The sequence below is a fragment of the Archangium violaceum genome, from assembly GCF_016887565.1.
In the GTDB taxonomy this organism is placed as follows: domain Bacteria; phylum Myxococcota; class Myxococcia; order Myxococcales; family Myxococcaceae; genus Archangium; species Archangium violaceum_B.
The window spans coordinates 99,232-121,552 of sequence record NZ_CP069396.1; the positions used below are offsets into that span (position 1 = coordinate 99,232).

Below are 22,321 nucleotides of genomic sequence, written 5' to 3' on the forward strand. Positions count from 1 at the left end.
GCGTACGGTGTACGCATTGATTGCGTACGGTGTACCCACCACCCCGACCCACCCAGGAGATCCCCGATGAAGAACCAGAACATCCTCATTTCCGGAGCGAGCATCGCCGGGCCCACGCTGGCGTACTGGCTGAACCGCCACGGCTTCCATCCCACCGTGGTGGAGCGGGCGCCGGCACCGCGCGAAGGTGGTCAGGCGATCGACGTCCGAGGGGTGGCGCTCACCGTCACCGAACGGATGGGGCTGCTGAGCGAGGTCCGGGGGGCGCACACCCGGATGCGGGGAATGTCATTCGTCGACGGCGAGGGCAATCAACTGATGTCCACCACCGAGGAGACCCTGACGGGTGGGGCCATCGACAGCGACGACGTCGAGCTCATGCGCGACGACCTGACGCGCATCCTCCACGAGGCGACCCGGCATGACGTCGAATACCGCTTCGGCGACTCCATCACCTCCCTCACCCAGGACGAAGAGGGGGTCCAGGTCACCTTCGCGCGTGGCCAGACCCGGACCTTCGACCTGGTGATCGGCGCCGACGGGCTGCACTCCAACGTGCGCGCGTTGGCCTTTGGCGAGGAGTCCCGATACATCCGGCACCTGGGCATCTACCTGGCGATCTTCAGCACCGCCAACCACCTGGGCCTGGACCACTGGCAGGTGTTCCACCAGACACCGGGGAAGATGGCCGGCGTCTACAGCGCACGGCGCAACACCGAGGCGAGGGCCATGCTCGGCTTCGAATCGCCGCCGCTGGATTTCGACCGCCACGACATCCGCCAGCAGAAGCAGCTCGTGGCCGACCGCTTCGCGGACATGGGCTGGGAGACGCCCCGGCTGCTGAAGGCCATGTGGGAGGCGTCCGACTTCTACTTCGACTCGATGAGCCAGATTCACATGGACCGTTGGTGGAACGGGCGGACGGCGCTGCTCGGGGACGCCGGCTACTGCGGCTCGCCCATGTCGGGCCAGGGAACGAGCATGGCGATGGTGGGCGCCTACGTGCTGGCCGGAGAGCTCGCCGCGGCGGCTGGCGAGCACCGCACCGCGTTCGCCCAGTACGAACAGCGAATGCGCGGATACGTCGAACACAACCAGAAGCTCGCGACGGAGAACCGGGGGCAGCGGCCGTCCACGGAGGTGCTGCAGCGCGCGGCCAACGCCATCACTCTCGAGACGTATCCGTCCTGCTGAGGCGGGAGACCGTGTCCTCCTCCACTCGCGCGTAGTGCCGCGCGGCGAACAGCAACGCGAGTGCGCTCGCGACATGCCAGGCCGCGTGTCCCTGGAGCCAGTGATTGTCCGGGTCGCACCAGCGCCGCGACACATCCGCCACCGAGCACGCGGCCGCCACGGCCATCAGCCCCACCGCCCACCAGAAGTCCCGGTGACTCGACCGCGGACCCGCGCGCCGGGAGAGGACGAGCTCCGTCCCCACGATGAGCAGCACCGCGGCCAGCACGATGAACTGATACGGCAGCCCGGTGGCCCTGAGCACCAGCAGGAGCAGGAGGCTGCCCACCGTCAGGCCCGCGTGCAGGGGCACCACGCGCGAGGGGGGAATCCACTCCAGCCGGTGCAGATTCAGCGTGAGCAGCAGGAAGACGAGCACGTACATGCCCACGAAATCCAGAATCTGCGTGCCGAAGTTGTTCGTCGCGTGGAAGGCGAAGGAGAGCACGCCCACGAGCAGCGTCGTCCACGCGAAGCGCCACTGCGCGAGGTTGCGCGTGGTGGACCACCGCCAGAGACACCCCAGCGCCACCGCGAGGTAGGCCACGTTGGACCAGGCATTGGCGGGCTCGTTCACCCAGGCGCAGAGCGTGGCCTCGCACCACTTCACGTTGGGTGCTCCCCAGGTGGTGCGCAGGTCCCACCAGGGGCAGCCCGGAGAGAACAACCGCTCGGGAGCCGCCAGGCCGTTCATCCCCTCGACTCTACCGTTCATCCCCGGCGGTGGTCGCGCCGGTACGCTCTCCTGAGAACTGTATGAGGTGTTTGATACCTACTCGGCTTCTTCCTGGCCGCTGCATCAGGCGCCACGCTCGCCTTCTCCGCACCTGTTTGGGGGAGCGGCCTCTGACGTGGCCGGCGTGGCCTTGTCGCTGGTAGTGGCCGTCTGCCTCTTCCTGTTCGCCACCCTGAGAGCTGGCAAGCCTCTGTCCCTGTCGGTGGTGCTGGGCCACTGCTCACTGCCGCCGGCGCCTCGGGGTTGTGGACGTGGGGCCGGATGGTGAAGGCTGCGCTGGTGCAGGTGCCCGCCTCCAGCTTGACTGCTGCCCCTCCTGAAACACCAAGGGCCCGGCCTCCATTTTGGAGCCGGGCCCTTTTGCTGCTAGCTACTGTGGGGCTATGAAGGAACTGTTCCCCGGCTACTATCGTCCGACCCAGGAAGAGTTCGACGACCTCTGGAAGAGGGCCACGTTCGTCTTCGACACGAACGTCCTGCTCCACGTCCACCGGAGGAACAAGAAGACCCGGAGGGCCATCCTCGACACGTTCAAGAAGCTGCGGGAGCGGCTCTGGCTTCCGTATGAGATCGCCGCCGAGTACCAGCGCAACAAGCTCAAGGTGGCACACAGTCTCGTAGACAACTGCACGCCGTTCCTCGAGGGGCTGACGAAGCTCAAGGAGCAGTTGAAGTCGCGCGACCTGCGCGAGCACCCGTTTCTCGACGCCGAGGCTCTGACGACGGGGCTCGACCAGCTTGCCGAGCAAGTCACGAAGGCCCGGGACAGCAGCCGCAGTGTCTCGCTCGATGACGAGGAGAGCATCGAGCTCGCATCCCTCCTTCGTGGGCGGATTGGCGAGCCGTACTCTGGGGACGTGCGCAGCAGCAAGCTCAAGGAGGCGAAGGGCCGCGCCGAGAAAAAGACACCTCCTGGCTACAAGGATTTCGAGAGCAAGAAGGACGATGACCTCGCCGGAGGTGACGCGCTCATCTGGTTCAAGCTATTGGACCGCGCGAAGGAGACGCAGTGCCCCATCATCCTGGTTACCGACGACCAGAAGGAAGATTGGTGGTTGTCCTTCCAGGGGCGCACACATGGCCCTCGCCCCGAACTCGGGCAGGAGATGTGGAGCGAGGCCCAGCAACGCTTCTACATGTACACGTTGTCGAACTTCCTTGAACTCGCCGGTAAATACCTTGGCCAGCCTGTTCCAGCGGAGGTGGTCAAGGATATCAAGGAGCACGAGCAGGAACAGCGAGTCCTTGCTCGTGAGCGTGTTGAAGAGATTGCTCGACTTGGCAGCCAGCGTGCAGAGATTCAGTCTTTTATAGAAGACCATGAAAAAGAAAAGGAGGACCTCGTTAAGCAGATTGCGGTTCTGGAAGGCGCTCCTCGTTCGCCGAGTTTGACCAAGGAGATGAAACGCATGGGGCGACTCCAGGAAAGCAGAGAGCGCCTCGCTTTTATTGTCAACGCAATTGACAACGCCATGAACGTGGATGCTGCAATAGAGGACAAGATACTCGCCCTATTCGACGAGTCTTCTGATGGGTAGGTGAGCTGGGAGCGCGTTATCGCGAGGCGGTCATGGATTGATATTTGGGCGGCGTTCGGCTCAGCCCTCCCGTGCTTCGTCAGGCCCTTGGGGCTGCCGTCACCCACGCTGTGCCTGCTGCAACTACTCTTCATTCTGGTCCGACGCGCCGTCAGGGTCGCCCGCTCTTCGAGTCATGTGTAAGGCGAAGTAGGAACCGTGCCGAGTCCGTTCGCGAACCCAGGAACCGTCCGCTTGGTGCGCGCTCCAAGTCTCTGGAATGTCAGGCGCATAAGAGAAAAGAGGGCAGGGGGTTGGAGCAGTGAGGTAGGGGAGGGCTGCTGACGGGAGCCCAAGAGAAGTGCGCCATTCTGGTGCACTCAGCGTGCAGCCCGCTTGGGGCACACATGGGCCCTGGCCATGCTGCCAGCAGGGGCTGCTCAGGGGCGCAGGGGGCCTGGGCCTGTGGGCTGTGGTGGCGTAAGCCTCAACACCACGCGGCCTTATGTGGCGCTTGAGCCGGGGCCAGGCTCGCACCTGCAGTGGGCAATCCCAGGTGCTCGAAAATCGCTCGCACTCCTCGCGCTCCCTTCACTGCCCGCCAGAACCCGCCGCCTGCCTCCACACCTCACGCAGACCAACACGTCGAAATCGAACGTCCTCCTCAGCAGCTCCGCGAAAGCCACTCGCGGCCGCCTCTCCTTCATCGGCTCCGTGCTGGCCGCCACGCTCGCCTCATCCGCACCTGTTTGGGGGAGCATGTGATCGGAACAAGACCCCGGGCACTGGTCGGGCCCGGGAGCGTGGAGATCACGAACTGGAGGCGAGCGGGGGCCAGTCTATCGCCGCTAGTCGATTCAAGACTTCCTCGCCGAAGGACTTCTCGATGTGCAAAGCATAGAAAGCAAGTCCTTCGATATGTCGCTTCATGGAAAAGAGCGATTTGAACCCTTGTTTCTGGGCATGATTCGCGACCCCATACTTGTTCAAATAATACAAGTGTTGGCGAAGGCGCTCCTTGAACTCCTTTGGCAGCCTAGGCGAGTCCCCATCCACGACCAGCCCCAATACAATCTTGCGAGCACCGGGAGGGGAAACCACCGCCTTGTTGCGGTTGGGATCAAAGCCCCGCCGAGAGAGCTCTCGATACACTTCGCCGATGATGCTCGCCGCGATCTTGCGGGAAAAATCATCGCGGGCCGTAGAGAAGACGAGGTCGTCGGAGTAGCGTGAATAGCTCATGCCCTCTCGCGCCGCGAGCCGACGGAGTTTCTCATCGAGGTCAACCACGGCCAGATTCGATAGGATCGGACTTGTCGGTGCCCCCTGGGGTAGATGACCCATCAGTACTCTGCGATAGGTGTTGATGGAGTATCTGCCCTTTCCAATGTAGCGGCCATGTCCATGGCTTCGCCAGTTCCGTGCTTTATATCGTTCCAATCCAGAACTGGAGCGCCGTGTGCATAGACGTGAGAGCTCGAAAGCCACGAGCGGACCATAGCCAATGGAATGAAATACGTTGTAGACCTGTATCTCGGAGATGGACTCGAAAAACGACTGGATGTCGAGCTTGATCATCCAGCGAGCGCCACAATGGATACGGGCGCAGTCCCGTGTCGAGCTTCCGGGCGCATATGCGAAGCTCGCGGGATGCTGCTTGGTCCTCACGAGGATGTTCGAGTGGATCCACTGCTGAACCCACAGGAGGGGGGCGGCTGGGATGCAGATCTCCCTGTACCCGGTGCTCTGCTTCCTTAGATTGAATACCCGGTATGCATCAATACGCCGGGAGACCACGTCGCGGAGGTACTCGAAGCTAACTTCGGTTCGCGCGGCTAGGTGGTTCAACGTGAGAATGGCTGGGTAGTTCTTGTTTTGCAGCGAATGCGCTTGGGCAAGGGCGGTATCGATCAGGGCGGGGGAAACACCCTTCGCAAGACCCTGACGACGGTAAACGTGAGGGGGCCAGGGACTCATCTACTTTGACGCACCTGCGCGGTGACGCATCGACACGGTCCGAGGCAACGAGGGGCTGTAACCGGGTCGATGCGCCATTGGGACAAGACTTCGCTCCACCCACGAGGCTCGGGAATCCGAGCCTCAGTTGGAAGTCGCCAGCACTGCCGACGACAAGCACTAGATCGCACCTGGCCCCCTCAACGCATGTGGATAGTAGAACGGCTCTCCCGCCTCCGCAACGTCCCTCTGCGATTTTTCAGTGGCCTTGAGCCGCCTGAGCTCCTCCAGGCCCAAGGGGGTCAGATAGGGTCCTGGCGTCAAGAGGCCATACTGAATTCCGCGTTTGATCGACTGCTCGCATTGAGTGTTGGAGAGGCCCGTGTATTCGCTCATCCTCGCTAGGTTCCGCAGCTTCTTGCTCACGGCGGCGAGGACGAGGACAATGGCTTGTGTATCAGAACCCGCTCCCTTGATCCAGGAACTGCCAGCCAACTGGGTCTGTCCCAGGAAGGCCAAGCCGAGCCTAGTGTTTCTGGATGAGAGCTTGAGATCGAAGCAGTCAGAGAGTTCTATTGGGATGGATCGATGCTTGAAGAGGGCGGACCAATTCCCGGTGGACCACAAGATGCACGGCACATTGTCTGGACATCCGTGCTCGAAGACAATCAAACTAAAGGAGTCCTTGTACCCCAGGGAAGCGTCTGGATGCTTCGTGCGCCGTCCGAAGGTGCGACACAGCTCCAGGACCTCTTGACGCTTTTCTTGAGACCACCACACGCTGCCTGCCGAGGGCCTGCATTCGAATTTGATTTCACCCAGCCCCTTGACGCCTTGCCTGATGGCCTGTTCTCCATGGCGGGAGACAGAATAGGCAATCACGGTGATTCGAACGAGACGCCCGGAGATCCAGCTTTTCAGGTGTGGGTCCCGATTGAGCGCGGCAGCGAACTCCACGATGCGCTCTCCTGAGCCAATCAGGTCGTCTAATATGAAGATCTCGTGGCACTTGACCTTTCTGAGGTCCGACACGGATGGATGGCTTAGGAATTTCTTGGGATCTTCGCGGGCAATGTTTCTCGCGATATGGGCGAGACGGCCTTCGCTTCCCACTTCATTGCCTGGCGTCACGGCGCTGGGGGCAGTGCCCATGTCGTCGGGAAAATAATTCATTCCGGAGGGAAGCTCTCGTGCGCAGTATAGAGCAATCTTCCCCTTGAGCTGATTTCCCGTCTTGATGATCAATCCGATCAGGGACCGCTCGAACTCCGTGTGGGAGACCAACCGGAGGCTATTCAGTAAGAGCACGATCGTCTCAAGCCGATTCGATGGAAAATGATTCATCATCCATTTGCGGCAGAAGGGGTGTTCGGCGAAGGTCTTCTGGGTCAGCTCTGCTTCTGCGAGAAGAGGCATGGAGCGGCTCCTCCGACTTGAGACTCGCGGCGAACTATAACACACCGGCTGTCTTGAGCCCTTTCCGTCGAGCTGGAGTCCGCAGTGGATGTCAGCTGCCTCGTGCCGGCGCAAGGGCTCCGCCGTGCGGGCCGTTCATGGCGCGTGGCGTGGGGCGCGTGCTCTCTACCCCCTGAGGAGTTGACGCGTCCCGGATGCGCGGGGATACACGCGCCATGACGTTGGCATCGGTCGTCGGACAGCCGCGCGCCATTGAAGCGCTCCAGGCGGCGCTTCGCGGTGGCGCGGTCCACGACGCCTACCTGTTCGCGGGCCTTGAGGGCGTGGGCAAGGAACTGGCCGCGTCCCTCAAGCGGGGGCAGAGCCGAAGCCACAAGAGGCGAGCCTAGGAGCGTGTCGGAGAACCCCACCGCGGAGGGTGGGGTAGAGGGGTGACGCCCCAGGTGGTCCTTCAGAGTGAAGGCGAGTTCTGGTTGAAGCTGGAGGGTGAGCACCAGCGAGACGAAGAAGCCCGAGCAGAGCGTTCTGTTGGAAGTGCCCGAGGCGCAGAAGCCGCAGAAGCAGGAGGAGACGAAGGGCTCCGCGCGCTTCAACTCGCCGAGGCCGTTGCGAGAGTGGCAGCCGGAGCAGGGGCAGCTGTTGCCGCAGTACGCGAGGGAGGTACTGGGGGAGGGGCACCTGGCGTGCTTCTTCGTGGAGCTGGTGAAGGTGCTGGATTTCAGCCCGATTCTGGGGGGCGTACACCAAGGAATGCGGGCAGCCGCCCTACCACCCGGTGATGATGACGTTGCTGCTCATGTACGCCTACGCGCGAGGCATTACGAGCAGCCGGGAGATTGAGCGGCGGTGCGAGACGGACCTCGCCTTCCGCTACCTGACGGGAGGAGAGAGATCCGACCACGACACGGTATGCGCCTTCAGGGTGAGACACCTGGAGGCATTCCGAGCGCTCTTCGTGGACACGCTGCGGGTGGCCAGCCAGTCGGGGCTCAAGAAGGTGGGGCACCTGTCGGTGGACGGCACGAAGATGAAGGCCAACGCCAGCAAGCACAAGGCCATGAGCTACGGGCGCATGGACGAGGCGATGAAGAAGCTGGACGAGCAGGTGGAGCGCCTGCTGGCGGAGGCCGAGGAGTTGGATGCACAGGAGGATGAGCGCCACGGCAAGGGACGGCGTGGGGACGAGCTGCCCGAGGAGATGAAGGACCCGAAGAAGCGCGCCGAGCGGCTGCGGGAGGCGGCGCGGCAGGTGGAGGCGGAGAAGAAGGTGGCGCTGGCGGTGGAGAAGGAGAAGCGGCGGGAGAGAATTGGCCAGGCGAAGCAGGAGTTGGAGGAGCAGGCCAGGAAGAAGGCCGAGGCCGAGGGGAAGCAGCGCGAGGAGGCAAAACCCTCCGAGAAGGCGCAGTACAACTTCACCGACCCCGAGTCGCGCATCATGCCGAAGGGAGGAGCCTTCCAGCAGTCCTACAACGCGCAGGTGGCGGTGGATGCGGACACGCAGTTGGTAGTGGCGCAGGAGGTTGGGCAGAGCAGCAGCGATGCACGTCAGCTTGCCCCCATGGTGGAGCAGGTAGAGGCCAACACGGGGCTGGTGCCTGAGGAGCTGAGCGCGGACTCGGGCTACCTGTGCCAGCAGGACATTGAGAAGGTGGAGGACAAGGGCGTGGAGTGCTTCATCGCCACCGGGCGCGACAAGCATGGGGAGGAGGCGCCACCGGCTCCACGAGGGCGCCCGCCGGCTGGCCTGAGCTTCAAGGAGCGGATGAAGCGCAAGCTGTTGACGAAGCGGGGACGCAAGGCATACGCGCGACGCAAGGTGACGGCCGAGCCAGTGATTGGGCAGGTGAAGAACACAGTCCTGCCTCGCTTCTCGCTGCGGGGCCTGCTGAAGGTGCAAGGCGAATTCTCGCTGGCGTGCGCCGTCCACAACCTCAAGAAGATGTGGAAGCAGGGTTGGGAGCTGCCCAGCCTGGCCGCGCAGGCCGCGTAGCGGCGAGGTCGCCGCGAGGCGGCACGACGAGTGGTCGCTTCGTCCTCCCCCTATGAGCTCTGGGCCTGTGGCGCCATATGGCGCCTGCTATGCGCCACTGTCCCTCTGGCCGATTCCCCGACACGCTCCTAGGAGCTTGGACGCCCGTCACCAGGCCGGGATGATCTCTCCCGTCCTGAACCCCTCGACACCGCGGGCGTAGGCGGCGCCAATCGTTCGCATCGGAGTCGGAAGCCGGCCGGGGTTGAGGTGTCCGAAGTGCTCGGCGCTGTCCTCGGCCATTCCGGGGCTCACGGCGTTGATCCGTATGCGCTGTCCGAACTCGAGGGCCGAAGCGCGAACGAAGCCCTCGATTCCACCGTTCGCTACCGCGAAGGTCACGGTGCCGGGGATCGGATCATTCAACAGATACCCCGACGTCAGCGTGAAGGACCCGCCCTCGCGCACATACGAGCGCCCCAGCAGGACGAGCCGGATCTGCCCCAGCAACTTGCCGTGGACGCCGCGGACGAGCTCGTCCTCGGTCATCGTCTCGAGCGAGCCGAACCGGGCGTTGCCCGCGGCCGAGACGAGTGCGTCGAATGGACCCACCTGCCGGAACATCTGCTGGACCGAATCGGCGGACTCGATGTCGACCCGGAGCGCTCCGCTCGTCCGCCCCGCGGTGATGATTTCATGGCGCCCGGACGACAATGCCGCCACCACCGCCCGCCCGATCGTCCCTTCGCCTCCAACGACGATGATCCTCATGTGGCTCTCCCCGTGCTGGCCGTCCCCGTCTCCACGAAGCGCGGTCTCTGGACGGCATGGAGGTCGAGCATGGAGAGCCCCGCTGGCGTAGAGTAGGGCCCCACACGTGAACAGACTGTCCACCAAGGGAAACAGAGGCAGCGTCCTCGTACCGGAGATTCACGAGCTTCGTGCCTTCGTGTCGGTCGCACGCGACGGGTCGTTCACCGCCGCGGCCGCCGCACTGGACATGCCGAAGTCCACGCTGTCCAAGCGCATCACCGCCCTGGAAGAGCGCCTGGGCGTGGTCCTGTTCCGGCGAACGACGCGAGCCGTCCGCCTCACCTCCACGGGGCAGCTCTATCTGCAAAGCGCCACCCGGATCCTCGCCGACCTGGAGGACGCGGGCCGCGCGCTGCGCGACCTCGACGACTCGCCGCGAGGCCTCGTGCGGATCACGACTCCCGCGCTCGTCGGCGAACGGCTGGTCGCGCCAGCGCTCCTGGAGCTGCTCCGGCGCGCGCCCGAGCTCTCACTCGAGCTGGTGGCGACGGATCGGCTGGTGAATCTGATCGACGAGGGTTTCGATCTCGCGATTCGCGCGGGCGTCCTCGCCGACAGCTCCCTGATTGCTCGGCGGCTCCGGCCCTGGAACAACGTGCTCTGCGCGAGCCGCGACTATGTGGAAGCGAGGGGCCGGCCGCGCGATCCTGTCGAGCTGGGTGACCACTCCTGCATCGTCTTCCAGAACTGCGAAGGGGGCACGCTGTGGACGCTCGAGAAGGGGCGCCGTCGCGTCCAGGTTCCGGTCTCCGGGCGGTATGCGGCGAACACCCAGGAGCTCGCGCTGGGAGCGGCACGGGCCGGGCTCGGCATTGCCCGGCTCTCGGAGTTCGTCGTCGAGGATGACCTTCGCGCCGGGCGTCTCGTCCCCATCCTCCCGGAGTGGGTCGCCCGCGCTGGAGACCTGCACCTCGTCTATCCGACGCGGCGGCATCTGGGCTCTGGCGTCCGCGCGGTCATGGAGGAGCTCGTCAACCGGCTCGCCATGAGACCCCTGTCCGAGTAGCCAGGACGTCGTGTTCAAGCTTCGGAGTCACGACGCGCTCGTCGCTCGCCGCCGTTTGACGAGGACTCGCGCGTCAGTGCGATGACGAAGTCCAGGAAGGCGCGGACCCTGGCCGACATGAATTGTGCGGAGTGATGGTACGCGTAGAGCGGATACGTTTCCTCGGCCCACTCCGGGAGCACTTGAACGAGCCGTCCGTCGGCCACGAGGTCGCGCGCGTAGAGCTCGATCAACTGCGCGATTCCCTGCCCCCCGAGACACGCCGCGAGCAGCGGACCGCCTCCGTTCACCATCAGCTGTCCAGACACGTTCACGGGGAGGGTCTTCCTCCCGCGCACGAACTCCCATCCGAAGTGGCTTCCCGTGGAGGGATCTCGCATCAGGACACACCGATGCTTCTCGAGGTCGCGCGGATGGCGTGGCAGCCCGTGACGCGCGATGTACGCGGGCGATGCGCAGGTGATGATGCGCGTGCGCATGAGCAGGCGAGCCTTCAGCGCTGACGGTTCCGGCTGACCAAACCGGATGGCGACGTCGAAGCCTTCGCCGACCAGATCGCCCATTCGATCGCGTATCGCGATCTCCACGAAGAGGTCGGGGTGCTGCGCGAGGAACGGCTCCAGGCGAGGCGTCAGCACGAATTGCCCGATGCTCTCGTCGACGTTCACGCGCAGGCGGCCGCGAACCCTGGCCGATGAGCCCCCCGCCTCGATCGTCGCGGCCTCGATGGCCTCCAGGTGGGGCGCGACCGACTCGTAGAAGCGACGGCCTTCATCGGTCAGCGAGATGGAGCGCGCGGTGCGATGGAACATGCGTACGCCGATTCGGCTCTCGAGGCGCGCGACAGCACGACTGACCGCGGATTGCGTCAGGCCGAGCGCCTCGCCCGCGCGCACGAAGCTCCCGGCCTCGACGACCGCGCGCAGCATGCCGAGCTCGTCCAGCGAATGCCTGTCGAAACCACGAGACCTACTCTTGTTCATGCTCAGGCTTCCAAGGATGCACGTGCGGAAGGCTCGGCGCAGCCTCAATATGGGTCCCCGACAAGAGCCGCGGCATCGCGGCGGCTCGATTCCACCAGGAGATCCATCATGCGTGTTTTCGTCACCGGCGCCACGGGCTTCATCGGCTCCGCCATCGTTCAGGAACTCATCGGCGCGGGCCATCGGGTGCTCGGCCTGGCTCGCTCGGATGCGGCTGCGAGGTCGCTCGCCGCCGCCGGTGCCGAGCCGCATCGGGGCGCGCTCGAGGATGCCGATAGCCTGAGACGTGGAGTGGCTGCATCGGATGGCGTCATCCACACGGCCTTCATTCACGACTTCTCGAACATCGCGGCCTCCGGCGAGACGGACCGGCTCGCGATCGAGGCGCTCGGCGGAGCCCTCGCGGGCTCTGACCGGCCCTTTGTCGTCACCTCGGCGCTCGCGCTCCTCGCGCAGGGCCGGGTGGGCACCGAAGAAGACGCGCCCGATCTCAGCTCCAGTGGTACGCACCGGATTGCCTCGGAACGTGCCGCGCTCTCGCTGGCGTCGCGTGGCGTGCGCGTGTCGGTGGTGCGCCTCCCACCGTCGGTGCACGGAGACGGTGATCACGGCTTCGTTCCCGCCCTCATCCGCATCGCGCGTGAGAAGGGGGTCTCGGCGTACGTAGGCGACGGGCGCAACCGATGGTCCGCGGTGCATCGGCTCGATGTCGCGCGGCTCTACAGGCTGGCGCTCGAGCAGGGTCCCGCGGGGGCCACGTTTCACGGGGTCGTCGACGAGGGCGTGCCGACCCGAGACATCGCGGACGTCATCGGCCGACGCTTGAACGTGCCGGTCGTCTCGAAATCACCCGGGGAAGCAGCAGCGCACTTCGCCTGGCTCGCGCGCTTCTTCGCGAACGACATGGCGGCCTCGAGCACGCGAACGCAGGCCCAGCTTGGATGGCGCCCACACCAGCCTGGGCTCATCGCCGATCTCGAGCGGGGCCGCTATTTCGAGACCTGAAGAAGGTGAAGGCGGAGGGAGCACGGGCGGAGGCTCAGCGGCGTGGGAGGATGTCTCGCGTCATGTCGATGAAAGCGCGCAGCGGGCGGGAGGCTCGCGTCCGGTTCGGAAAGTACAGGAAGAGACCCGGCACGGTGGGCGCCCAATCTTCCAGCACGGGCCGTAGCGCACCGGTGCGCAGCCTGGGTGCGGCCTGGGGCTCGGCCACGTAGGCGAGGCCCAGGCCCGCGGCGGCCATGCTCAGGAGCAGCGGCGCGTGGTCCGAGGCGAGTGGCCCCTTCACCGGCACGCTGAGCTCCCGCCGCCCCTGCTCGAATTCCCAGTGGTACGGCAGCCCTGTCGAGGGCGAGCGGTAACCCAGGCAGGCGTGGTTCGCCAGGTCCTTCGGCCGCCGTGGAGTCCCGTGCCGCTCGAAGTACGAGGGTGCTCCCACGACGAGGAACCGGAAGGCAGGCGTGAGGCGTACCTGGACCATGTCACGCTCCACCGCCTCTGACAGACGGATGCCCGCGTCGAAGCCTTCCTCGACGATGTTGACGAACTGGTCCTGCACGGACACGTCGACGTGGACGTGCGGATGGACCTCGAGGAATTTCGTCAACACGGGCTCGACCACGAGCGGCAGCGAGAACGCGGGCACTGACAGGCGAAGCGAGCCCGTGAGCTGCGTGGTGTCGGCGGACAGGTGCTCGAGCGCCGCCAGCGCTGACTGGAGACCCGGCGCGGCGTCTTCCACGAGCCGGCGCCCGGCCTCGGTGAGCGACACGCTGCGCGTGGTGCGGGCGAGCAGCGCTTGTCCCAGCTTCTGCTCCAACTGGCGGACGGCCTGACTCACCGCGGAGGAGGAGACCCCGAGCTCCTTGGCGGCCTGGGTGAAGCTGCGACGCCGGGCGACGGTGACGAACACGGCCAGGGCATTGAGGGGCGTGAGGGCCATTTCTAAGAGATTCTAAAGAGTGTGTGCGGATTTCGCGTCTTCATTCCGTGGCTCCTGGAAGGCAGTTTGAAGCCATCCACGGGAGAGACACATGACGACGACACCTCGAATCGACTCGCTGGCGCAGTATCACCTGCTGGGCCGCAGCGGCCTGCGCGTGAGCCCGCTGTGCCTGGGCACCATGACCTTCGGCACCGAGTGGGGCTGGGGCAGCCCGAAGGAAACGGCCCACCGCATCCTGGCGCGCTACCTGGAGGCGGGCGGTAACTTCCTGGACACGGCGGACGGCTACACGGGCGGCACCAGCGAGCAGCTCATCGGCGAGTACTTCGCGCGACACGGCGGGCGGGACGGCGTGGTCATCGCGACGAAGTTCACCGTCAACACCTCGCCGGGGGACCCCAACGCGGGTGGCAATGGCCGCAAGAACATCTACCGCGCGCTGGAGGGCTCGCTGCGACGGCTGAAGACGGACTACGTGGACCTCTACTGGCTGCATGCGTGGGACGGCCTCACGCCCGTGGAGGAGGTGATGCACACGCTCACCGACCTCGTGCGCGAGGGCAAGGTCCGCTACATCGGCCTGTCCGACGTGCCGGCCTGGTACTTCGCTCGCGCGCAGACGCTCGCGGAGCGCGAGGGCCTGGAGCGCATCGCGGCGCTGCAGCTGGAGTACTCGCTCGTCGAGCGCAACATTGAGCGCGAGCACATCCCAGCGGCACTGGCGCTCGGAGCGGCCATCACTCCCTGGAGCCCGCTGGCGTCGGGGTTGCTGTCGGGCAAGTACACGCGCGAGGGCGTGGGGGCGAAGGGGGACGGCCGGCTCCCCTCCATTTCCACTTCCGGCAACCCGGGGTTCCTCAAGCTCTTCACCGAGCGCAACTGGTCCATCGTCGACGCGCTCAAGGACGTGGCCCGTCAGCTGGATCGGCCTCCGGCACAGGTGGCTCTCGCGTGGGTGACGCGCCGGCCCGGCGTGGCCTCCACCATCATCGGCGCGACGCGGCTGGAGCAGCTCGAGACCAACCTGCGCGCCCTCGACGTGGAGATTCCGGCCCCGCTCGCCGAGCGCCTGGAGGCCGCCAGCCGCCCCGAGCTCGTCCACCCGTACCACTTCTTCGAGGAGGCCTTCTTCACCGGCGGCATGTTCACGGGAGGCACGACGGTCCGGCCCGAGCCCACGTGGTTCCGGCCGAGCCCGGGTCGGTAGGGCGCGAGGGGGTCGATATTCGCCTACGCATCCTGGATGGCGCGCACGCTCACGGGGACGTGCTTGTGGTACGGCGTGCGCGCGAGCGGATCGCAATGCTCGCTCGCCGTGAGGCGATTGAGCTGCGGGCCGTTCGGCTCGCCCCCGCGATAGCGCATGCCGTATCCGTGAGGAAGCGTGACCATGCCCGGGCGGAGCATCTCGTCGAGCTCGATGGTGACGGGAATCTCACCCGTCGCCGAGGTGCAGAGGGCGCGCGCACCTTGCCGCAACCCGAGTGCGCGAGCGTCGTCGGGGTGCATCTGCATGGCACCGTCGGGGTCGGTCTTTCGCCACGCCGGGTCACGGTAGATCTGGTTCGCGTTGTATCCTCGGCGCTCACCGGCGAGCAGCACCAGGGGGTGGTTCGACGAGGGTTCATCGCGAAGCGCGCGAAGCGCATCGAGCATCTCGGGGATGTCGAGATGGATGCGCCCATCGCGGTGCCGGATGAACGACCACGTGTCCTCGAACTCATGCCGGGTGACGAGGGTCCCCTCGGGGCGCTCCAGGATGGCGTGGAACAACGACACGCCCAACGTGAGCCGATTGCCCCGGTGCCCGGCGCGACGCACGGCGGCGGGCTCCTGGTTCGCCATCTGGAGGGCCAGGGCCAGGAGGGGCGCCGCCGCGGCGGGCGGAACGCGAGAGGCGCTCGCGCGCGGAGTCCGGAGCGCCCGTCCCAGGGTGCGGTAGATGATGGATGCGGCGAAGGGCCGAAGCCTGGGCTTCCTCGCCAGCATGGCGCCCATCGCCGCGAGGAAGACGAGATGCTTCGTGGCCGCGGGCTCGCGAGTGGCGATGCGCTCCAGCAGCGGGAATGACGTCGGGAGCTCGCCCATCGCCTCGAGCAGGCGCGTATAGATTTCTGGCTCCGGCAGGGTCTCCGCCCGCGGCGGCAACACGGGGTGGCGCAGGTGGAAGGCGTTGTCCGGGAACTCGAGGTTGAAGCCGGTGCACTCCCACTTCTCGAACTGTGTCGCCGCGGGCAGGACATAGTGGGCGAGCCGGGCGGTTTCCGTCATGGCCACGTCCACGACGACCAGCAGCTCGAGCTTGGAGAGTGCTCGCTCATAGGCGGCGGTGTTCGCGCCCGTGAGGGCCGGGTTGGCGCTGTCGACGAACATCGCGCGGATGCGGTCCTCTCCCTCGTGCTCTATCTCACTCGGCAGGATGTTCGGCGGGTAGAGGCCGGAGATGGGGTACATCTTGTGATGGGACGTGCGGAGGTGTCGGCCCTCTCGCTCGTCGGTGTGGCCGAGCAGCGGCAGGAAGAACGAGTGGAAGTTGTTCCCGCCCCGTTTGCCGAAGTTGCCGGTGACGAGGAACAGCAGCTTCTCGAGATAGGAATTGAGCGTGCTGTGGAGGCTCTGTTGCAGGCCGAGGTCGACGCGCACGCACGCCGTGTGGGCCTGGGCGAAACCCCGAGCCACGCGCTCGACGTCGGCGAGAGGCACGTCGGCTCGGCGGACGAAGTCCTCGACCGGAATCGCGCGCAGCTCCGCCTCCAGCGCGGCGAAGCCGGAGCAGCGCCGCGAGAGAAACGCGCGGTCATGCAGGCCCTCGCGCACGATGATGGCGAGAATGGCCGCCATCAGGAACGCGTCGGTGCCGGGACGAAGCTGCAGGTGGACGTCGGCCAGGCGAGCGGTCTCCGTCTTGCGCGGGTCGACCACGACCATCTGGCGCGCGGGGTCCTTCTTCAGCTCGCGCAGGGTATCGCGTGCGTTGGGGATGCCGTGCGCCTGGAACGGGTTGGTGCCAATGAACAGCACGAAGTCCGCGTGCTCCACGTCCTCGGTGAGGTGGCAGCGCTGATCCCCGAAGAGCCGTCCATTGACCCAGAAGTCGCCGGTCTTCTCTTGCGCGAGGGCGCTGTAGGTGAAGCGGCTTCCCATCGCCTTCGTGAGCTGCCGGCCGTAGGCGCCTCCCAGGTGGTTGCCCTGACCGCCGCCGCCGTAGAACGCGAATGAGCGCCCACCGTGCCGGTCTCGGATGGCGATGAGGCGCCTGGCGATGTCCGCCAGCGCCTCGTCCCAGCCCACGCGGACGAAGGAGCCGTCGGGCTCGCGCCGCAGCGGATGCTCGAGGAGATCCGCGTTCTGCTGATAGTGCTGCAGCCGTGCGGCCTTCTGGCAGAGGTAGCCCTTGGAGACCGGGTGCGCATCGTCGCCGCGAATGCTCGTGATGCGGGAGCCCTCGACTTCGACGCGGAGCCCGCAGTTGCGGGAGCACAGGATGCAGGCGGTCTGCTCGGTGGTCATGGAGTGGCCCCTTGCCAGATGGATGACGAACGTTAGCTCATGGGGTTCGGGCGAGGCACTCCACACCTGGGAGTCAAGGGGTGAAGGTGACCCGGCGCGTGTATTCCACCTGCGACCACGTGGAGCCCCCATACCGCGAGAAGCTCCCCTGGTTGAACGCCGTCAATCTCGCGAAGGCGTCTCCCGTGTATGCGATGGGACTGGTGGTGATGTCGAAGGGCAGAGGCGGTGCGCTCGATGGGACGCCGATGGGGGTGGAATCAGACCAGAGGACCGCTGAATCGGTACTTGCCGTGAGGTTCACCCACGAGCTCCAGGTGAAGGGGCCTGGGGACCAGGCGAAGTGCAGGGACGAGCCCGAGGGGAAGGTGGCTCCACTCGCCGGGCTGGTCAGGCGCGGAATTCCAGGGGCTCTGAGCTCGTATGTCGCGGTGGGGAAGCCAGGGGCCGAGACGATCAACGTGCTCACGGCGCCCGGGGTCGGGAAGACACCGGGCGTGGTGTCCCCTCCGCCGATGTGGATCGGATGACCGTTGAGGGTGGCCGTGGCATCGGCATCCGTGAGCCACCGGCTCCCGTCGCTGACGCGCACGAGCGCCTGCTCCCGGACGGTCTCTCCGGTGGGGGTCTCGTCGATCCGAAGGACGAAGGTCGCATGCAACCGGAGGATGCCAGGCGTCGCCGGGAGTCCACAGAACGCGAGCGGGTTGGGTGAGCCCGCGGTCTCGATCGTACGCGTCGCCATGCAGAGCAGCGCGGCGAGCTCGTCCTCTCCGGTGAGCGTCAGCGTGATGGGCGTGTCCAGGGGCACGGGCTCCGCCATGGGAACAGCGTCCCCCACGGGGAAGTGAGAGAGCGTGAAGCGCCCGTTCCGCCCTCCCGCATCCTCGGTGTAGCTCAGGGCGTAGCCGGGTGCTTCCGGATCGAAGAACGATTGAGTGGCGCCGAGCACCTTGTCCTGGGGGACTCCGCCGGGCGGAATGGGGTCCAGCTCGCCGTTGTGGTTGTCGTCCCGGTACGCGACGAGGATCGCATGCCCGAAGCGGCCCGACACGTCCTCCGTCAGCGCCTCGGGAGGAGGGGGCTCGTAGAGGTGGAAGGTGAATTCGATGGGGAACGAGGGCTCGTAGACGATGTCCTCGGTGACGATCTCCCGAGGCTGCGACGAGTCGGTGCGCGACTTGTACCAGACGAGCGCCAGCCGCACCGGCTCATCGACCTGGACGTGGTCCGCCAGGCGCAGCTGGCCCCGCAAGGTCACCAGCGGCTCGCCGCGATAGTCCGGCCCCACCGGCCGTCCCTCTCCACATCCCATCATCAGCATGGCGGTGGCGAGCGCTCCCATGCTCGCGCGAGGAGACTTCCTCATGAGGCCTTCCCAGGTTCGGGTGGAGCACATCTCCACCTCCACTTTCAGTACCGAGGGAGGCCATGAAAATGGGAACCGTCAGAATCGCCACCCCACCGCCGCCTCGACGCCGGCCCCCGTCCTCCAGGGTGAGGTGTCGCCTTCCAGCGGGAGGTAGCGCAGCTCGGCGCTGGCCTCGAGGAGCGCCAGGGCATTCCCCACCAGCGGGATTTCGACGCCGGCCACGCCGACGGGCCCCAGGCCCTGGCCCCATCGGTCCGGCAGGGCTTTCACCCCGAAGGCGCGTTGGATGCGCTCTTCCTGGTTGCGCGTGAAGCCCTGGCGCAGCGTCAAGGAGCGCAACCCCAGTCCCGCGTACGGGGCGAGCGGCCAGCCCAGGTACCGCCAGCCGAGGCTCACCTGCGCGAGCAGGCCCTGCTCGGAGATGTCCAGGCCCACGCCAGGATAGGTGGCGCGCTGTGCCGAGAGACCCGCCTTCCACCACCACGCACCGAAGGTGTGGCGGTACCCGACGCCCGCCCGCCACCGGGCTCCCGTCTGGGGGATGGGCCCCGACTGGAACCCGGCCACGAGCAGGAGCGTGGAGGTGCGCAGGTCGACATAGCCTCCCTTCAGCGCCACCTCGCTCCAGCTCCGCTCCACCATGGCCCGCTCGTCCACGGTGAGCTCTCCTCCGTAGGGCAGCTCCAGGGTGGCCAGCGCCACGCGCGTGCCCAGACGCTTGCGCACCACGTAGCGTCCCGGCGGTACCGCCAGGCGCAGCGCGCGCCCCGCCCGCTTGTCCACCTCGAGCAGCACATCCGGCTCGGGCTGGCTCGCCACGGTGAAGGTGCCCTCCGAGGCGGGCGGGAAGAGCACCGCGCTCCGGTGGCGCAGCGGCTCGGTCAGGACGACTTCCCCCGCGCCGCTCAGGTCGATATCCGCCACGGGGTGCTGGGAGCCCCGGGCCGCGGCGGACACGGTACGCCGGTACGAGTAGCTGTAGGCCTCGGCCACCGTCACCTGGCCGTCCCCGTTCACATCCGCGTCGCCTCTCAGGCCTGTCAGCAGGTGGTGGGTGAAGAGCGAGCCCGCGAGCGACTCCCACTCCTCCGAGGACTCCGCCGGCCCGCTGGAGGAGATGAGCACCTCGCCCCTGAGCGGCAGGCGCTCCAGGTTCAGCTCGTAGCCGGAGACGAGCCGGCCCCCCTTGCGCCGCGCGACGATGCCGCTCTCGCACGTGTCGAGGAGGAGGACTCGCAGCGGCGCGGCCACCCGCCTGGCCAGCTCCCGCAGCTCCGCCAGTGGCAGATGGCCCCCGCCCAGGTGCAACTGGCCCGCCCGGGCGTGAGCCGACACATAGATGAAGAGCGTGACGTCCGCGCCCGCGGCCGCGAGCTCGGCCGCCCGTCCGCGCACCTCCGTGAAGGCGGCGCGCACCTGCTCCACCGTGGCGCCGCTGAGCAGGTAGGCCCGCGTCGACTGCACCTGGCCCAGCTCCAGCATCAGCTCGTGGAAGCGGCGGGCATCCGTGTCGGCGTAGCGCAACGGCACATCGGTGGGGTCTCCCGTGTTGTTGCCGATGGACACCATCAAGCGCACGGGCGCCGCATGCGCCTGGCCCGCGAGCGTCAGCACCGCGAGGAGCACTCCCAGGCATGGCGTTCTCATGGGCTCTTCTCGAGGACGACCCACTCCACCTGGCAGCGGGGGCAGTCGATGTGTGGCGCGCTGGAGGAGGGGCCGCTCAGCCAGGCCCGGAGCTCCTCCACCGTGAAGGGCTCCGGGCGGAAGATGGCCGCGAGGCGCTCGGGGCCCGGGGCGTCATCGAGCGCGATGCTCTCCTCCAGCACCGAGAGGGTGCCACCGGCCACCCGCGCCGCGGCGGTGCCCTGGTAGGGGTGGAAGACGGTGAGCTGCCCCGTCCCATCGATGCTGACGAGCAGGAGCCAGCCATCGCTCGGAGGCCGGTAGTGGAAGCGCAGCACCTCTCCCGCGCGGACCCTCGCCCCGGAAGCCAGCCGGAGCGGCGAGGCTTCTCCGGCGCGCTTCACATACACGCCGAATTCCGTGCCGCCCTTCGTTCGGACCTCGTCGGTCCCGTGCCATGTCGACACGGCCAGGAGCACCGCGCATGCGCTGGCCACGGCGGAGCCGAGCAGCCAGCGTCGCCAGGCAGGTGGGACCACCTCGCGAGCCTCCAGCTTGCGCAGGAACTGCTCGGGAGGGCGGGAGCGACGGTACGCCCCGCTCGCCTCCGTGAGCGCCCGCACGTGGTCCTTGCACGCCGCGCAGGAGGCGACGTGCAATTGGATGCCGGGCTCGAGGGGTTCTTCCGCGGCCAGGTATTCGAGTACCACCGCGGGAGGACAGTCGGGGCCTCGGAGCGGGGCGGGCAAGGGCCTCATGGGGTCACCTCCGGGGATGACAGGTTGCGAAACTTCCGCCACCGGGCGCGCAGCAACTCCGCGAAGCCAGCGAGCTTCTTGCCCACGGTGCGGCGAGAGTAGCCCGTCTGGGCGGCGATCTCCTCCTGGGTCCACCCCTCGATGTGGTGGAGGATGACGATGTCCCGCATGCGGCGGTCGAGCTGGTCCATCACCGAGGAGACGAGGGCACGGCGATCCGCGTCCTCCGGAGTGCCCTGGCGTCGGGGATCCAGCTCGGCCAGCTCGGGGGGCTCCCAGGGCTCTTCGCGGGCTCGGCGCTTCGCCTTGTCGAAACAGACGTGGTTGGCGATGGCATAGAGCCAGGCCAGGGTGACGGGCGCCTTGAGCGAGCCGTGGTAGCTGCGCACGCGCACGAAGACATCCTGTACGGCATCCTCCGCATCCGCTCGGTTGCCCAGGAGGAGCAAGCAGCGTTGGTGAAGGTAATAACCGTACTTGTCGTATATCGCTGAGAGCTGCTCGGGGCCCAAGTTCCTGTCAGTTCACTCCTCGAGGGGTATACCCACGGAGGGCAATAAAATGGGAACTGCCCCTCTTGAGCTGCGAGTGGAGTTCGTGGACCTGGTCGTGTTGCGCATGCTCCCTCTCCCTCTGGGAGAGGGCGGGGGGGGAGGGTAGTCGCTTCCGTGTTCCAATTCCCGTGTGGCCCGCGGGTGTGGAAATACCCTCACCCTAGCCCTCTCCCAGAGGGAGAGGGGACATCCACGGGCCCTCGGACCCTGTCCAAAGACTTCGCGGACACTCCACTAGCGCTTGCTGGCGGCGGCCTGTTCGGAGAGCGCGCGCAGGCCGCCGAGGGTCAGGGTGGTGAGCCGCTCGAGGTAGTCCGGTGGGGTGGGCTGCCCCGTCACGATGACACGCCAGTAGAGCAGGGCGCCGAACAGGTCCAGGGCGAGGTCGACATCGATGTCGGGTGACAGCTCGCCCCGGTCGATGGCCCGGCGCACCAGCTCCTGGGCCCGGGCGCGCCGTCCCTGCTGGATTCCCGTGCGCACCGCCGAGGCGAGCGCGGGCGTGCGTCGCATCTCCGCGTGCAGGTCCGGCAGGATGCGCGCGATCAGCGGCCGGCGCAGCAGGGCCCGGGTCTGCTCGAGCAGGGCCACGACGTCGCCGCGCAGCGACCCCGTGTCCGGGAGGTCGACCAGCTCGATGCCCACCTCGGCGAGCAGGTCCGACACCATCTCCAGCTTCGAGGGCCAGCGCCGGTAGATGGCCGCCTTGCCCACCCCGGCGCGCTTCGCCACGGCCTCGATGCTCAGCGCGGCGTACCCCGTCTTCGCCAGCTCTCGGAACAGGGCGCGGGTGATGGCGGCGGTGACGTTGGTCTGGAGGACCGCCGCTCCGGCGACCTTCCGCTCCGTTCTTCGCATGGGCTTCCCCTTCATGGTCCTCACGTTACGACGATACGCTTGCGTTCCATCGTTCATTGCCCTATTTAT

19 protein-coding genes and 1 pseudogene are annotated in these 22,321 nt (G+C 66.6%); 8 read left to right on the forward strand and 12 right to left on the reverse strand.

The genetic code is table 11. The features are described from left to right. Positions 1-66 precede the first annotated feature (66 nt). Complete coding sequence (locus JRI60_RS00490) at positions 67-1,194, forward strand: FAD-dependent monooxygenase (protein ID WP_204223837.1); 1,128 nt, start codon at positions 67-69, stop codon at positions 1,192-1,194. On the opposite strand, the gene JRI60_RS00495 is transcribed toward JRI60_RS00490, so the two are convergent. Continuing rightward, positions 1,166-1,948 (reverse strand): ceramidase domain-containing protein, encoded by a 783-nt coding sequence (locus JRI60_RS00495; protein ID WP_204223838.1) that lies wholly within the window; start codon positions 1,946-1,948, stop codon positions 1,166-1,168. The genes JRI60_RS00490 and JRI60_RS00495 overlap by 29 nt on opposite strands. A gap of 404 nt (positions 1,949-2,352) precedes the next feature. Between JRI60_RS00495 and JRI60_RS00500 the strand changes: the two genes are divergently transcribed. Next, positions 2,353-3,507, forward strand: a complete 1,155-nt coding sequence (locus tag JRI60_RS00500) for a PIN-like domain-containing protein (RefSeq protein WP_204223839.1) — start codon at positions 2,353-2,355, stop codon at positions 3,505-3,507. Positions 3,508-4,296: 789 nt separating this feature from the next. Here JRI60_RS00500 and JRI60_RS00505 read toward each other — a convergent pair. Further along, the gene (locus tag JRI60_RS00505; RefSeq protein WP_343213385.1) at positions 4,297-5,463 is read right to left on the reverse strand and encodes a reverse transcriptase family protein; all 1,167 of its coding nucleotides are present in this window, start codon (positions 5,461-5,463) and stop codon (positions 4,297-4,299) included. A 159-nt stretch (positions 5,464-5,622) separates the two neighbouring features. After that, positions 5,623-6,858, reverse strand: coding sequence for a phosphoribosyltransferase-like protein (locus JRI60_RS00510; RefSeq protein ID WP_204223841.1), 1,236 nt, complete (start codon positions 6,856-6,858; stop codon positions 5,623-5,625). 215 nt (positions 6,859-7,073) lie between these two features. On the opposite strand from JRI60_RS00510, the pseudogene JRI60_RS00515 reads away from it, so the two are divergent. The 3 genes and pseudogenes from JRI60_RS00515 to JRI60_RS00525 form a co-directional block, all read left to right on the forward strand. Beyond that, a pseudogene (locus JRI60_RS00515) lies at positions 7,074-7,202 on the forward strand (DNA polymerase III subunit delta'); the annotation flags it as partial. Between the two features lie 142 nt (positions 7,203-7,344). Further along, positions 7,345-7,698, forward strand: coding sequence for a hypothetical protein (locus JRI60_RS00520; protein WP_204223842.1), 354 nt, complete (start codon positions 7,345-7,347; stop codon positions 7,696-7,698). Continuing rightward, positions 7,637-8,848 (forward strand): transposase, encoded by a 1,212-nt coding sequence (locus JRI60_RS00525; protein WP_204223843.1) that lies wholly within the window; start codon positions 7,637-7,639, stop codon positions 8,846-8,848. The genes JRI60_RS00520 and JRI60_RS00525 overlap by 62 nt, the downstream gene beginning before the upstream one ends. 147 nt (positions 8,849-8,995) lie before the next feature. Here the strand turns inward: JRI60_RS00525 and JRI60_RS00530 are convergent, their stop codons facing one another. Continuing rightward, positions 8,996-9,598, reverse strand: coding sequence for a short chain dehydrogenase (locus JRI60_RS00530; protein WP_204223844.1), 603 nt, complete (start codon positions 9,596-9,598; stop codon positions 8,996-8,998). Between the two features lie 178 nt (positions 9,599-9,776). Here JRI60_RS00530 and JRI60_RS00535 point away from each other — a divergent pair, with 178 nt between their 5' ends. Beyond that, positions 9,777-10,646 carry a LysR family transcriptional regulator gene (locus JRI60_RS00535; protein WP_204223845.1) on the forward strand — a complete coding sequence of 290 codons (870 nt, stop codon included), beginning with the start codon at positions 9,777-9,779 and terminating at the stop codon, positions 10,644-10,646. Positions 10,647-10,660: 14 nt separating this feature from the next. Here JRI60_RS00535 and JRI60_RS00540 read toward each other — a convergent pair whose 3' ends face one another. Then, complete coding sequence (locus tag JRI60_RS00540) at positions 10,661-11,629, reverse strand: LysR family transcriptional regulator (protein ID WP_204223846.1); 969 nt, start codon at positions 11,627-11,629, stop codon at positions 10,661-10,663. Positions 11,630-11,737: 108 nt separating this feature from the next. Between JRI60_RS00540 and JRI60_RS00545 the strand changes: the two genes are divergently transcribed. Continuing rightward, a complete protein-coding gene (locus tag JRI60_RS00545; RefSeq protein ID WP_204223847.1) occupies positions 11,738-12,634 on the forward strand; it encodes an SDR family oxidoreductase in 897 nt (298 codons plus the stop codon). A gap of 34 nt (positions 12,635-12,668) precedes the next feature. On the opposite strand, the gene JRI60_RS00550 is transcribed toward JRI60_RS00545, so the two are convergent. Beyond that, positions 12,669-13,571: a LysR family transcriptional regulator gene (locus JRI60_RS00550; protein WP_204223848.1), complete on the reverse strand. Its 903-nt coding sequence runs from the start codon at positions 13,569-13,571 to the stop codon at positions 12,669-12,671. A gap of 91 nt (positions 13,572-13,662) precedes the next feature. Between JRI60_RS00550 and JRI60_RS00555 the strand changes: the two genes are divergently transcribed. After that, entirely contained in the window at positions 13,663-14,781 is a 1,119-nt protein-coding gene (locus tag JRI60_RS00555; protein WP_204223849.1) for an aldo/keto reductase, read from the forward strand. Positions 14,782-14,804: 23 nt separating this feature from the next. Here the strand turns inward: JRI60_RS00555 and JRI60_RS00560 are convergent, their stop codons facing one another. From JRI60_RS00560 to JRI60_RS00585, 6 genes are all read right to left on the reverse strand, one after another. Beyond that, positions 14,805-17,084, reverse strand: a complete 2,280-nt coding sequence (locus JRI60_RS00560) for a molybdopterin-dependent oxidoreductase (protein ID WP_204223850.1) — start codon at positions 17,082-17,084, stop codon at positions 14,805-14,807. Between the two features lie 73 nt (positions 17,085-17,157). Next, positions 17,158-18,453, reverse strand: a complete 1,296-nt coding sequence (locus JRI60_RS00565; RefSeq protein ID WP_204223851.1) for a hypothetical protein — start codon at positions 18,451-18,453, stop codon at positions 17,158-17,160. Between the two features lie 78 nt (positions 18,454-18,531). After that, a complete protein-coding gene (locus JRI60_RS00570) occupies positions 18,532-20,103 on the reverse strand; it encodes a caspase family protein (protein WP_204223852.1) in 1,572 nt (523 codons plus the stop codon). After that, entirely contained in the window at positions 20,100-20,840 is a 741-nt protein-coding gene (locus tag JRI60_RS00575; RefSeq protein ID WP_204223853.1) for a hypothetical protein, read from the reverse strand. The genes JRI60_RS00570 and JRI60_RS00575 overlap by 4 nt, the downstream gene beginning before the upstream one ends. Beyond that, positions 20,837-21,289 carry an RNA polymerase sigma factor gene (locus tag JRI60_RS00580; protein WP_239470257.1) on the reverse strand — a complete coding sequence of 151 codons (453 nt, stop codon included), beginning with the start codon at positions 21,287-21,289 and terminating at the stop codon, positions 20,837-20,839. Before JRI60_RS00580 ends, JRI60_RS00575 begins: the two co-directional genes overlap by 4 nt. 339 nt (positions 21,290-21,628) lie before the next feature. Next, entirely contained in the window at positions 21,629-22,252 is a 624-nt protein-coding gene (locus JRI60_RS00585) for a TetR/AcrR family transcriptional regulator (RefSeq protein WP_239470258.1), read from the reverse strand. Between the last annotated feature and the right edge of the window lie 69 nt (positions 22,253-22,321).